12 protein-coding genes are annotated in these 12,589 nt (G+C 61.7%); 9 read left to right on the forward strand and 3 right to left on the reverse strand.

Annotation, left to right across the window (positions count from 1 at the left end; genetic code table 11):
• Positions 1-224 precede the first annotated feature (224 nt).
• Complete coding sequence (locus ACB030_RS06965; protein ID WP_371158750.1) at positions 225-623, forward strand: DUF3293 domain-containing protein; 399 nt, start codon at positions 225-227, stop codon at positions 621-623.
• A 117-nt stretch (positions 624-740) separates the two neighbouring features.
• Positions 741-1,220 (forward strand): putative 4-hydroxy-4-methyl-2-oxoglutarate aldolase, encoded by a 480-nt coding sequence (locus ACB030_RS06970; protein WP_371158751.1) that lies wholly within the window; start codon positions 741-743, stop codon positions 1,218-1,220.
• A gap of 4 nt (positions 1,221-1,224) precedes the next feature.
• Here ACB030_RS06970 and ACB030_RS06975 read toward each other — a convergent pair whose 3' ends face one another.
• The gene (locus ACB030_RS06975) at positions 1,225-1,701 is read right to left on the reverse strand and encodes a hypothetical protein (RefSeq protein ID WP_371158752.1); all 477 of its coding nucleotides are present in this window, start codon (positions 1,699-1,701) and stop codon (positions 1,225-1,227) included.
• A 166-nt stretch (positions 1,702-1,867) separates the two neighbouring features.
• Between ACB030_RS06975 and ACB030_RS06980 the strand changes: the two genes are divergently transcribed.
• Positions 1,868-2,257 carry an META domain-containing protein gene (locus tag ACB030_RS06980; RefSeq protein ID WP_371158753.1) on the forward strand — a complete coding sequence of 130 codons (390 nt, stop codon included), beginning with the start codon at positions 1,868-1,870 and terminating at the stop codon, positions 2,255-2,257.
• An 83-nt stretch (positions 2,258-2,340) separates the two neighbouring features.
• Here the strand turns inward: ACB030_RS06980 and aceK are convergent, their stop codons facing one another.
• On the reverse strand, positions 2,341-4,068 hold the full coding sequence (aceK, locus tag ACB030_RS06985; protein WP_371158754.1) for a bifunctional isocitrate dehydrogenase kinase/phosphatase: 1,728 nt from the start codon (positions 4,066-4,068) through the stop codon (positions 2,341-2,343).
• A gap of 194 nt (positions 4,069-4,262) precedes the next feature.
• On the opposite strand from aceK, the gene ACB030_RS06990 reads away from it, so the two are divergent.
• The 5 genes from ACB030_RS06990 (at position 4,263) to ACB030_RS07010 (ending at position 10,498) form a co-directional block, all read left to right on the forward strand.
• The gene (locus ACB030_RS06990) at positions 4,263-4,952 is read left to right on the forward strand and encodes a tRNA/rRNA methyltransferase (protein WP_168234623.1); all 690 of its coding nucleotides are present in this window, start codon (positions 4,263-4,265) and stop codon (positions 4,950-4,952) included.
• Between the two features lie 263 nt (positions 4,953-5,215).
• The gene (thrA, locus tag ACB030_RS06995) at positions 5,216-7,675 is read left to right on the forward strand and encodes a bifunctional aspartate kinase/homoserine dehydrogenase I (protein ID WP_371158755.1); all 2,460 of its coding nucleotides are present in this window, start codon (positions 5,216-5,218) and stop codon (positions 7,673-7,675) included.
• A 40-nt stretch (positions 7,676-7,715) separates the two neighbouring features.
• Positions 7,716-8,684, forward strand: coding sequence for a homoserine kinase (gene thrB, locus ACB030_RS07000; protein WP_371158860.1), 969 nt, complete (start codon positions 7,716-7,718; stop codon positions 8,682-8,684).
• Complete coding sequence (gene thrC, locus ACB030_RS07005; RefSeq protein ID WP_371158756.1) at positions 8,681-9,955, forward strand: threonine synthase; 1,275 nt, start codon at positions 8,681-8,683, stop codon at positions 9,953-9,955. The genes thrB and thrC overlap by 4 nt, the downstream gene beginning before the upstream one ends.
• Before the next feature lie 117 nt (positions 9,956-10,072).
• Positions 10,073-10,498, forward strand: a complete 426-nt coding sequence (locus tag ACB030_RS07010) for an SgcJ/EcaC family oxidoreductase (protein WP_371158757.1) — start codon at positions 10,073-10,075, stop codon at positions 10,496-10,498.
• 101 nt (positions 10,499-10,599) lie between these two features.
• Here ACB030_RS07010 and ACB030_RS07015 read toward each other — a convergent pair whose 3' ends face one another.
• Positions 10,600-11,184 (reverse strand): helix-turn-helix domain-containing protein, encoded by a 585-nt coding sequence (locus ACB030_RS07015; protein WP_319913265.1) that lies wholly within the window; start codon positions 11,182-11,184, stop codon positions 10,600-10,602.
• A 131-nt stretch (positions 11,185-11,315) separates the two neighbouring features.
• On the opposite strand from ACB030_RS07015, the gene ACB030_RS07020 reads away from it, so the two are divergent.
• Positions 11,316-12,524 carry an MFS transporter gene (locus tag ACB030_RS07020; protein ID WP_371158758.1) on the forward strand — a complete coding sequence of 403 codons (1,209 nt, stop codon included), beginning with the start codon at positions 11,316-11,318 and terminating at the stop codon, positions 12,522-12,524.
• Positions 12,525-12,589 lie beyond the last annotated feature (65 nt).

Genomic DNA, 12,589 nt, shown 5'->3' on the forward strand with positions numbered 1-12,589 from the left:
AGGCTCTCAACAAGTCTGATCGAGAGGAGCCTGGAAGGGTAGTCCATTACAAAAGTTGCTGCATTTTATCAGTTAACAGGCGCATAACAACACTCTTTGCCGTCAGATAGCAACTTTTTAACTCAGCTTTGATATAAGTCAATCCCGAGGTTCGCTGCATCATACTTGGGCTGGCCCGCTTTTTCGCCCTTAAGAAATGTAATGGGATGCAACATGTGGTTGACATGACTTTGTGGGAAAACTACAGAAATGTGTGTTTTATTGCCCCCTTCGCCCCGCCCCCCTGGTCGGCCTATGCCATCGTCACGGCCTGGAATCCGGCCAGCCGCTGGGTGGGGATGCGCCGCAACGCCCGGCGTCAACGCGCCCTGTCACGCCAGCTTGCCGATGCCCTGGTGATGGGGCCCGTGTGGGGCAGCGATCCGGATGAGCGCTGGCAGGAGGCGTCCCTGTTGCTGCGTCTTCCTCGGGCCGAGTCCATTCGGCTGGCCGCCGGCTTCGGCCAGAATGCCCTCTACTGGGTGGAGGAGGGCGAACTCTGGCTGGTGCCCGTCCTGTTGAAGGGGGTGCCATGCCACCTTGGCAAGCTGGCGTCCCGCTGGACACTCAGAGCCTCTGCATGATGAGAGGCTGAACGGGCCTCACACCATACAGGGATAGCGGCTGCTTGCTGGATTGTCAGCCTGTCCACATGATGAAAGAATGAGCTGACTCATTCACTCCATGGAAGGATGCTGACAATGCTGGATCTACTGCCCGACCTTTGCGATCAACATGGCGATGCCCTGCAGGTGGCAGAGCCGCTGTTTCACGATTATGGCGGCAAGCCGCTGTTTTACGGCCAGGCGGTCACCCTCTCCTGCTTCGAGGACAACAGCCTGGTGCGCGAGCTGGTTAACCGTCCAGGTCATGGCAAGGTGATGGTGATCGACGGGGGCGGCTCCCTGCGCCGGGCGCTGCTGGGGGACCAGCTGGCCATCAAGGCGGTGGAGCAGGGGTGGGAAGGGATCCTTATTTACGGCGCCGTGCGGGATGTGGGCACCCTGGCGACGCTGGCGCTGGGGGTCAAGGCGCTGGCGGCCTGTCCGGTCAAGACCGAGAAACGCGGACAGGGGGAGCTGGATGTGGTGCTGTCGTTTGCCGGGGTGAGCATAGCGCCAGGGGATTATGTCTACGCCGATCTCAATGGCGTGCTGGTCAGTGGCGCCAGGCTCCTCTGAGCCCTCAGAAGTTGAACCCCACCCCCAGGGTGAGGAAGTGCTCCGTGCTGAAGGCACTGAGGCCGTAGTTGGCCGTGATGGCCAGCTGCGGCGTCACCAGCAGGCTGCTGTTGAGCTCCACCAGGGTGCTGGCCTTGCTCGTTTCCAGCTGTTTGAGCTGGCTGCCGATGTTGAGCGAGGGGGAGAGACGGTAGCGCACCCCCGAGCTGATATTGAAGCCGGACTGATCGCTGTGGCGGCCCACCGCGGGCCCGGCCTCCATGTAGAGGCTGATGTCATCCTCTACCGGATACTGGTAGCCGGTGTTGATGAGCCAGATATCGAAATGGTCGCCGGTATGGGTCTGGTTGCCGAGCAATACGCCGGAATAGCTTTTCACGTAGAGCTGGCTGTCTGAGTCGGTCTGGAGAAAACTCCAGTCGGCAGCCTGGGCCGAAAAGGCGAGGCTTGATGCGAGTGCGATGACGAGAGACTTGACCATTCGTTTCCCCTCCCTGGGTCCGAACAGGACTACAAGCATGGCACATGCCAGCAGGGAGTAAAGGTAACCCCGATCACAATAAAAGAGTTTTAATTGGCGCCAGAGTCGTGATAAACAGGCCCCTCACTCTGTGTTTTCACGACTTTCTCCATCACGAGGTGAACTCATGAACAAGAAACTGACCCTGCTGGCCGCGCTGGCCCTGGGAGGCTGCGCCATGGCAACGGGTTCCACCCTGGCAGAGCTGCAAGCATCCACCTGGCAGTTGCAAGGGGCGAGCGGTGACACCTTCACCCTGCAGGTCGCCGGCGACAAGGTGGCGGGTAAGGGCGGCTGCAACCGCTACTTTGGCGGCATCACCCAGCAGGGCGACGGCGTATTGACGCTGGGCGCCATGGGCTCGACGCGCATGATGTGCGCAGGGGATCTGGCCGGCAAGGAGATGAGCTACCTGCAGACGCTGGAGAAGGTGGCGAGCTTCCAGATAAGCGGTAAACAGCTGATGCTGAAGGATGCAGGCAAGGCCACGCTGCTGACCTTCGATGCGGTGAAATAAGCGGGGGTGTCGTCAGGGGCTGTCGCAGCCTGACGCCAGAGAAAGGGACGCCACGGCGTCCCTTTTTGCTGTTTCAGCCGGGCTCATCCCCCCCGTTGAAAACGAAAGCGCTTCTTGCGCCTGTAGGGATAGACATCCTCGAACACCCCCTCCTTGATGTTGCCCTGAAGCATCTTCCAGTAGTTGGCATCGAACAGCTCCTTGTGCAGCTGCATCATGATCTCCCGCACCTGGGGCTTTTGCAGCAGGAAGGTGGCGAACTCCTCGGGGAAGATGTCGTTCGGGGCCACCGAATACCAGGGCTCGGCGCTCCACTCGTCCTCCGGGTAGCGCGGCGGCGGGATCTGGCGGAAGTTGCACTCCGTCATGTAGCAGATCTCGTCGTAGTCGTAGAAGACCACCCGGCCGTGGCGGGTCACGCCGAAATTCTTGAACAGCATGTCACCGGGGAAGATGTTGGCCGCCGCCAGCTGGCGGATGGCGTTGCCGTACTCCTCCAGCGCGAGCCGGGTCTGCTGCTCGTCCGCCTTGTCCAGATAGAGGTTCAGCGGGATCATCTTGCGCTCTGTATAGAGGTGCTTGATCACCAGCTTGTCGTCTGTGATGGTGAGCGCCGACGGCGCGACCGTCTTGAGTTCGGCAAGGAGTTCGGGGGAGATGCGATCGAGGGGAAACTCGAAGTTGGTGAACTCCTGGGTGTCGGCCATGCGGCCCACCCTGTCGTGCTGTTTCACCAGCCGGTACTTCGCCTTCACCTGCTCGTGGCTCACATCCTTGGGCGGGGTGAACTCGTCTTTTATCACCTTGAACACCACGTCGTAGGAGGGGAGGGTGAACACGCTCATCACCATCCCCTTGATGCCGGGGGCGATGATGAACTGATCCCGACTCTGGGCCAGATGGTGGCGGTAGTGGCGATAGAGCTCTGTCTTGCCGTGCTTCTGGCAGCCGATGGCGTTGTAGATCTCGTAATCGGGCTTGCGGGGCATGATCTGGCGCAAGAAGGCGACAAACAGCGCCGGTTCGCGGGCATAGACCATGAAGTAGGCGCGGGCGAAGCCGAACACGATGGAGGCCAGCTCCGGCTCGAAGATGACGGTGTCCACATAGATGCTCTGGCCCGTGCTGAGCAGGGGCAGAATGAAGGGATGCACCTCGCTTTTCACCCGAATGAGCCCCACCAGATAGGCCCCCTTGTTGCGGTAGAACACCTCCTTGAGCAGTTCGATGGCGAACGGCTCCTCGTGCAATATGGCCGGGCCGCTCTCCGCCAGATGGCGATGAATGTCGATGATGTCCCGCTGTTTGTCCTCAAAGGGCAGGGTGAAGCTGTAATCCCCGAGCAGCTGGCTCAGGGTCTGGGGCAGGTGGGCAAGGTCGGTGCGATAGACACGCAGCAAGGCGCTCAAGTCCGGGTGCTCACCCCGGCTGCGAAAGGGGTGGATGTAGAGGTTCTCGTCGCGGATGTTGCGATGGCGGAAGATCCGGCGATAGACGGAGTTGAAGAAGGACTCCGCCACCTCGAAGTTGTCGCAGCGGGGCAGCAGATCGCTGAAGGCCCCCTTCACCTGCTTGAGCAGGGCCTGAGTCGGCAGCTGCTCCCCCATCATCTGCTTGATGAGGGCCGTGGTGGCGCCGACGTGATGATCATAGAGGCGAATGCGCTCGCGCCCGGCGAGCTGCACCCCCAACCAGTCGCTGTTCTCGAAGCGGCTCTTGCTGCCCTGGGTTATCTCGAGAAAGCGGCTGTAAAACGATTCGAAACGCTGCAAGATCGTCTCGGCGACCGCCTGTTCCAATGGCTGCTGCATCTCTCTCTTCCTTGTGATGTATCGGGCCCATGGCGTCTGTGCCGCTAGGCAAGGGACCCACTCGTCCGGCCACTATGGCAACATCCAAACATCTGTTCAAGTGGCAATGTTCGGGGATAAACGGTAGATTGCGCCCCTGTTTTGCCGGCGGTTTGCTGCAGTTCGCGGCGTCGGCCCTGTTCAGGAGAAACCCGATGAAACTCTATTTTGTACTGGTGGCCCCCGCTCGCGCGGCGAACGTGGGTGCGGCCGCCCGCGCCATGAAAACCATGGGCTTCGATGCCATGCGACTGGTAGGGAGCCGGGTACACGAAGAGGAGGAGGCGAGCTGGGTCGCCCACGGCGCCCAGGAGATCCTGGCCGAGGCAGAAGCCTTCGACACCCTGGAAGCGGCTCTGGCCGACATGGATCTGGTGGTCGCCACCACGGCCCGCCAGCGCGGCCGCTATCAGCACTACCTCACCCCGGCCGAGATCCGCGATCAGATCCGCGCCAAGCCTTCCCTTGGAAAAGTGGCCATCGTCTTTGGCTGCGAGGAGTCGGGTCTCTCCAACGAGCAGCTTGCCCAGGTGGATCTCATCAGCTACCTGCCCCTCAAGGTGAGTTATCCCTCTTTGAATCTGGGGCAGGCGATCATGCTGTACGCCTACGAGATGAGTCCCCTGCTGGACGAGCCCCAGGCGGTAGCAGAAAATTTTGATGGTGCCGGGCAGGTTCGCGTACTCAAATCAAAAACAGCAGAATTGCTTGGTGAACTCGGAGTTTCTCAGGATGAAAAACTACATCAATGGGTGATGGACCGAGTACCCATGCTGCCGCAGCGGGATCTGAATATGCTGCATCTGCTCTGCAAAGACCTCGCTCGCCGATTTGGGCGTGAGTAGCAAAGAGGTTTAGGTTGACAGCCCAAGGTCCGGCAAGGTATTGCTAACAACCAGTTTCGTTCAAGAGTGTTCGTCATGCAGCTATTCACCAACATCATCACCACCACCATTATTACCGGTACCACCACAGGTGGCACTGGGGCCGGTTGATGCGCTGACGAACAAGCACAGAAATCTTAAAAGGCCCGTACCCACCCAGTACGGGCCTTTTTGTTGGATTGGTTTTTAGATTGAATTTCATAGATTTACAGGGAGAGAAAGCGATGAGAGTGTTGAAATTTGGCGGGTCGTCACTGGCCGACGCAGAGCGTTTCTTACGGGTCGCCGATATTGCGGTGAACACCCACGGCCAATCCCAGGTTGCCCTGGTGCTGTCGGCACCGGCCAAGGTGACCAACCACCTGGTCGCCCTGGTGGAGCAGACTAGTCGCGGCATGGATGCAAGCAGTACCCTGTTCGAGATCAACGGCATCTTCTCCCGCCTGCTGGCGGGCTTGAAGGCGGCCTACCCGGCGCTGGATGACAAGGCGCTGCAAGCTCGTCTCACCAATGAGCTGGATCAGGTCGAGCGCCTGATGCAGGGCATCCGCCTGCTGGGCCTCTGCCCGGACAACGTCCAGGCCCGCATCCTGAGCCGGGGGGAGAACCTCTCCATCGCCTTTATGCACGAGCTGCTGCGGGTGCGCGGTCTCGAACTGGATCTCATCGTGCCGGAGCAGCTGTTGGTCACCGACGGCGGCTACCTCGAAGCCCACGTCGACATCGAAGCCTCCCGCCTGCGCTTTGCCGCCAAGGGGCTGCGTTCCGATTGTCTCTACCTGATGCCGGGCTTCACCGGTGGCAGCGACAAGGGCGAAACAGTGCTGCTGGGCCGTAACGGCTCTGATTACTCCGCCGCCGTCTTGGCCGCCTGCGTGGACGCCGAGTGCTGCGAGATCTGGACAGACGTGGAAGGTTGCTACAACTGCGACCCGCGCCTGGTGCCGGATGCCTACCTGCTCAAAACCCTCTCCTATAAAGAGGCGATGGAGCTCTCCTATTTCGGTGCCAAGGTGCTGCACCCGAAAACTATTGCCCCCGTGGCCCAGTTCCACATTCCCTGCCTCATCAAGAACAGCTTCAACCCCCAGGGGCCTGGCACCCTGATCGGGGTCGATCAGGGGGATGATGACCTGAAAGTGAAGGCCATCTCGGATCTCTCCGGCATGTGCATGTTCAACGTCTCCGGCCCTGGCATGAAGGGCATGGTGGGCATGGCGGGCCGGATCTTCTCCGCCGTCTCCCGCGCCGGGGTCAGCATAGTGCTGATCACCCAGTCATCCTCCGAGTACAGCGTCAGCTTCTGTATCCACAGCTATGACAGCGACAAGACCCGCAAGGTGCTGGAGCGCGAGTTCGAGCTGGAGTTCAAGAACCAGCTGCTGGATCCGCTCGAGATCATGACAGATCTCGCCATCATCTCCCTCATCGGGGACGGCATGCGCACCAGCAAGGGGATGGCGGCGCGCTTCTTCACCTCCCTGGCCCAGGCCTCCATCAACATAGTCGCCATCGCCCAGGGCTCGAGCGAGCGCTCCATCTCGGCCGTGGTGCGGGATCGCAAGGTGGCGGAAGCCATCAAGGCGTGCCACCAGAACTTCTTCGGCAGTCAGCAATTCATCGATCTCTTCGTGGTCGGCGTCGGCGGTGTCGGCGCGGCCCTGGTGGATCAGATTGCCCGCCAGCAGCCGGTGCTCGCAGAGCAGGGCACAGGTCTGCGGGTGGTCGGCATCGCCAACAGCCGCCAGATGGCGGTCAACAAGGATGGGCTGAGCCTCGCCAACTGGCGTGAACAGCTGGTGGAGGCCCCAGGCAGCTTCAGCCTGGAAGCGGTGAAGAAGCTGGTGGAAGAGAGCCACCTCATCAACCCGGTGATCGTCGATTGCACCTCGAGCGAGGCCGTCGCCGTCCAGTATGCCGACTTCCTGGCCGCCGGTTTCCACGTGGTCACCCCGAACAAGAAGGCCAACACCGGGTCGCTCGATTACTACAAGGCGCTGCGCCGCACCGCCCGCCAGACCCGCCGCAAGTTCCTGTATGAGACCAACGTGGGCGCGGGCCTGCCGGTCATCGAGAACCTGCAGAACCTCATCAAGGCCGGTGACAAGCTGCGCGCTTTCGACGGCGTCCTGTCCGGGTCGCTCTCCTTCATCTTCGGCAAGCTGGACGAGGGAATGGCTTTCTCCGAGGCGACCAAGATTGCCCGCAGCAACGGCTTCACCGAGCCGGATCCCCGCGACGATCTCAACGGCATGGACGTGGCTCGCAAGCTGCTGATCCTGGCCCGCGAGGCGGGCATGGCACTGGAGCTTTCCGATGTGGAAGTGGAGCAGGCGCTGCCGCCAGGCTTTGATGTGAGCGGCGATGTGGAGTCCTTTATGGCTCGTCTGCCCGAGGCCGATGGCTGGTTCCGCGATCAGTTCGCCCTGGCTCAGAGCGAGGGCAAGGTGCTGCGCTACGTGGGCTCCATCGAAGGGGGCAAGTGCAAGGTCGCCATCAAGGCGGTCGGTGCCGACGAGCCCCTGTTCAAGGTGAAAGACGGGGAGAACGCGCTCGCCTTCTTCTCCACCTATTACCAGCCCATCCCCCTGGTGCTGCGCGGCTATGGCGCAGGGACCGAAGTGACCGCCGCCGGCGTCTTCGCCGACGTGCTGCGCACCCAGAACTGGAAGCAGGAGCTGTAACATGAGTTCAGCGATGAACCCCGATTTTGAACAAGATGCCATGGCGCAGGGCGGCAGTGTGGTCGCCTATGCCCCGGCCTCCAGCGCCAACCTGAGCGTGGGATTCGATGTGTTGGGGGCGGCGCTCGCCCCCGTGGATGGCTCCCTGCTCGGGGATCGCGTCCAGGTAAAGGCTGCCGATGTGGCGTTCGCCCTCTCCTCCGTGGGCCGCTACGCCCACAAGCTGCCGGACGATCCCAGGAAGAACATCCTCCATGACTGCTGGGTCGCCTATGGCGAGGCGCTGGAGAAGCGCGGCATCAAACTCAAGCCGCTGGCGATGGTGCTGGAGAAGAACCTGCCGGTGGGCTCGGGTCTGGGATCGAGCGCCTGCAGCGTGGTGGCGGCGCTGGAGGGGCTCAACGCCTTCCACGGCGCGCCCCTCAATGAACACGATATGCTGCTCTTGATGGGGGAGATGGAAGGCAAGATCTCCGGCTCGGTCCACTACGACAATGTGGCCCCCTGCTATCTCGGCGGTATGCAGCTGGTGCTGGAAGAGCACGGCGTCATCAGCCAGGGCATTCCGGTGTTTGACGAGTGGTACTGGGTGGTCTGCTACCCGGGCACAGTAGTCTCCACCGCCGCCGCCCGCGCCATACTGCCGGCCCAGTATCGCCGCCAGGATTGCCTCACCTATGGCCGCCGGCTGGCGGCCTTCGTGCACGCCAGCTACACAGGTCAGGAGGGGCTGGCGGCCAGCGTGCTCAAAGACGTGATTGCCGAGCCCTACCGCGCGGCGCTTATCGAAGGTTTCAACGAGGTGCGGGCTCAGGCGGCCCAGAACGGGGCGCTCGCCACCGGCATCTCGGGCTCAGGTCCCACCGTGTTCGTGGTGATGAAGGATCTGGCCCAGGCCGAGCGGATGAAAGAGTGGATGGAAGCGCATTTCGTGCGCAATGAAGATGGATTTGCCCGGGTCTGCAAACTGGACATGGCCGGGGCACGGGTAACAGGAAGCGAGCTATGAATCTTTACAATATCAAGGACAAGAGTGAACAGGTGAGCTTCGCCCAGGCGGTGCGCCAGGGTCTGGGCCGCGAGCAGGGGCTCTTCTTCCCCGAAACCATCGCGCCCCTGGCCGATGTGGATGCCCTGCTGGCGCTGCCGCTCGCCGAGCGCTCCGCTCGCATCATCAGCCACCTGCTGGGGGACGAAGTGCCCAAGCCTAAGGTGAGCGAGCTGATCAATGCTGCCTTTACCTTCCCGGCGCCCCTGGTGAAGCTGAAAGACGGCACCTATGCCCTCGAGCTGTTCCACGGCCCGACTCTGGCATTCAAGGACTTCGGCGGCCGCTTTATGGCCCAGTGCCTCGCCGCGTTCAGGACCAACGACAAGATCACCATCTTGACCGCTACCTCCGGCGACACCGGCGCCGCCGTGGCCCACGCCTTCTACGGCCTGGAGGGGATCGAGGTGGTCATCCTCTATCCCAAGGGCAAGATAAGCCCGCTGCAGGAGGCGCTCTTCTGCACCCTGGGCGGCAACATCCGCACCATCGCCATCGACGGCGACTTCGATGCCTGCCAGGCGCTGGTCAAAGATGCCTTTGACGACGAGGCGCTGAAGAAGGCGATTGGCCTCAACTCCGCCAACTCCATCAACATCAGCCGCCTGCTGGCCCAGGTCTGCTACTACTTCGAGGCCCTGGCCCAGCTGCCCAAGGCCGACCGCGCCAAGGCGGTCATCAGCGTGCCGTCCGGCAACTTCGGCAACCTCACCGCAGGCCTCATCGCCAAGGCGCTGGGGCTGCCGGTGAAGCGCTTTATCGCCGCCACCAACGCCAACGACACAGTGCCGCGCTACTTGAAAACCGGCAGTTGGGAGCCGCACCAGACGGTCGCGACCCTCTCCAACGCCATGGACGTGAGCCGCCCCAACAACTGGCCACGGGTAGAGGAGCTTTGCCGCCGTGAAGGCTGGGCGCTGGAGACCCTGGGGTCCGGCATGCGTGACGATGCCCAGACTCGCGATGCGTTGCAGCGCCTGCATCAGCTCGATTACCTGTGCGAACCCCACGGGGCGATTGCCTGGGATCTGCTGGGCGAACAGCTGGCTGAGGACGAAGTGGGGGTCTTCCTCTGCACCGCCCATCCCGCCAAGTTCAAGGAGTCGGTGGACGAGATCCTGAATCTGGATGTGCCGCTGCCGGGCCCGCTTGCCAAGCATGCCGCGCTGCCGCTGCTCTCCCACAACCTGCCCGCAGACTTTGGCCGCCTCAAGGCCTTCCTGCTCGGCTAAGTCGCCATGAGACGCTGAAGATCCCCCGCTTTTATCACGAGAGCGGGGGATTTTTTATGTCTGGCAGAGGGCGGGAAACCCCGCCCTGGATGATGACCCTGAAACAAGGAGCACGACATGAGCCCGCATCCCCTTCGCACCTTGATCGAGACCTGCGACGCCGCCATCTCCCGGCGCGACTTCGACGCCCTGATGGCCTTCTATGCCGAGGACGCCGCTCTGGTGGTCAAACCCGGCATGGTGGCGCGCGGCATTCCCGCCATCCGCCGCGCCTTCACCGCCATCTCCGATTACTTTGACGGCCGGCTTGAGGTGACCCAGGGGGCCATGGAGGTGATAGAAGGGGCCGACAACGCCCTGGTGATCATGGAGACCCGACTGCGTTATCCCGACGGGCAAGGTAGCTGGATCGACGAGAACCGGCGCGCCACCTATGTGTTTCGCAAGGAGGCCGATGGGCAGTGGCGCTGCACAGTGGACAACTCCTACGGCACATCCCTGCTGGCGGCGCAGCGGCATGGCGATCTGCCTGCAAACGATTAGGGGGAAGTTGGGAGGGATAAGTTGGAGGAGGAGGGGTTAGTTGGGACACCCACATTTTTGACACTGACAAAGCTGTGTGTCCCAGATCCCCTCCCAGATCCCTACCTCACTCGCAACCCGCGTAGCAGCAACTCCAGGGCTGCCACGCTTCGAGCCAGGCGCACACTGCCTTCTTCACTTTCGGCAATCCAGCACGCAGCCTCCTCCAGACTGCCATAGATCAGCGATGCCAGCGCCTCAGGGTCGGCTTCGACCACCACATCTTGCTGGATCAATCGGTGGATTAGCTGCTGCATCGAGGCGATGCAGTGGCGCTGCGCTTCCGGTGTGGTTCCCCCCAGCACCGCTTTGGCATCACGCAGCACTATGCGCTGGATCTCGGGCTCCAGTGCCATTTCCAGATAGGCTCGGCAGCGTGCACAGAAGCCGTCCCAGGGATCCTCGGCGCTATCTGAGATGGACTGCAGGCGGGCATCCATCTCGGCATCGATCTGCACTACGACCGCCGCCAGCAATCCTTTCTTGTCGCCGAAATGATGATAGAGCGCACCTCGGGTGAGATTGGCCTGTGCGGTGAGATCGTCCATCGAAGTGCTGGCATAGCCATGTTCGCTGAACACCTTGCGGGCCGTCGCCAGCAAGGTGGCGCGGGTTGCTTCCATGTCGGCGCGGGTGCGACGAGCCATAGTCTTCTCCTTACATACGATGCGTATCTTTGTTTACATTCAGTACGTATGTATGTTTTATTCATACGCAATGTATGTATTGTCACGGCACAGCGATGCCGTGACAAGCAGAACCCTATGGAGAAATCGAGATGACCAACCCTTATCGCACCCTTTTTACCGCCCCCGGTAGCAAGGGCTTTGCCCTGGCGGGCTTGCTGGCCCGGCTGCCATTGCCCATGACAGGCATCGGCATCATCACCATGCTGGCGCAACTGCGTGGCAGCTATGCCTTGGCGGGGGCCGTGTCGGGGGCTTTTGTGCTGACTTATGCCCTGTTATCGCCGCAGATTTCACGGCTGGTGGACAGGCTTGGGCAGGGTCGGGTGCTGCCTGTGACCACTGCCATCAGCGTCATCGGCTTGTTGCTCCTGCTCGTCAGCACATGGTGGCAAGCCCCCGACTGGACCCTGTTCATCGGCGCTTTGCTTGCCGGCTTCATGCCAAGCATGTCGGCCATGATACGGGCACGCTGGACGGCCATCTACCGGGGACAGCCGAGCTTGCAGACCGCCTATGCGCTGGAAACCGTACTTGATGAAGTCACCTTCATTGCCGGGCCACCATTGTCGGTGGGGCTTTGCGTGATCTTGTTCCCTCAGGCTGGCCCGCTGGCGGCGGCGCTGCTGTTGATGCTGGGGGTCTCCGCCCTGGTCGTGCAGCGTGAAACCGAGCCGCCGATCGAGGTGCAAGGCGCCACCACCGAAGATTCGGGCACAGTGATCCGGCTGGTGAGTGTGCGTTTGTTGGTGTTGCTGATGATGGCGATGGGGGTCATCGTCGGCACAGTGGACATCGTCAGCGTGGCCTTTGCAGAGCAACGGGGTCAACCGGCGGCGGCCAGTCTGGTGCTGTCGGCCTACGCCATAGGCTCTTGTCTGGCGGGGCTGCTGTTTGGGGCACTCAAGCTGCAAACCCCGTTGCATCGCCTGCTGCTGTTGGGCGGGTTGGCGACGTCCATCACCACGCTGCCGCTGCTGCTGGTGGGCAGCATTCCCGCGTTGGCGGTTGCCGTGCTGATCGCCGGACTGTTTTTTGCCCCCACCATGATAGTGGCGATGTCTCTGGTCGAACGTCTGGTCCCTGAGCATCGCCTGACCGAGGGCATGACCTGGCTGCTGGCCGGACTGAACGTCGGGGTTGCCCTGGGGGCGGCGGTATCTGGTCAGGTCGTGGATGAAGGGGGCGTCCGGGCCGGTTTCTTCGTTGCTATATGTGCCGGTGCCCTAGTACTGCTGATGGCTTTCTGGGGGCATCAGCACTTGCGCAGCCATGACTTGCTCACCCCGCACGTGGCCTGATGGCGGTACCGTCTTTTTTAAATCGGGACACCCACCTTTTTGACAGCGGTTTAGTCGTGTACTTG

Source organism: Aeromonas sp. S16(2024) (genome assembly GCF_041403065.1).
Taxonomy (GTDB): Bacteria; Pseudomonadota; Gammaproteobacteria; order Enterobacterales; family Aeromonadaceae; genus Aeromonas.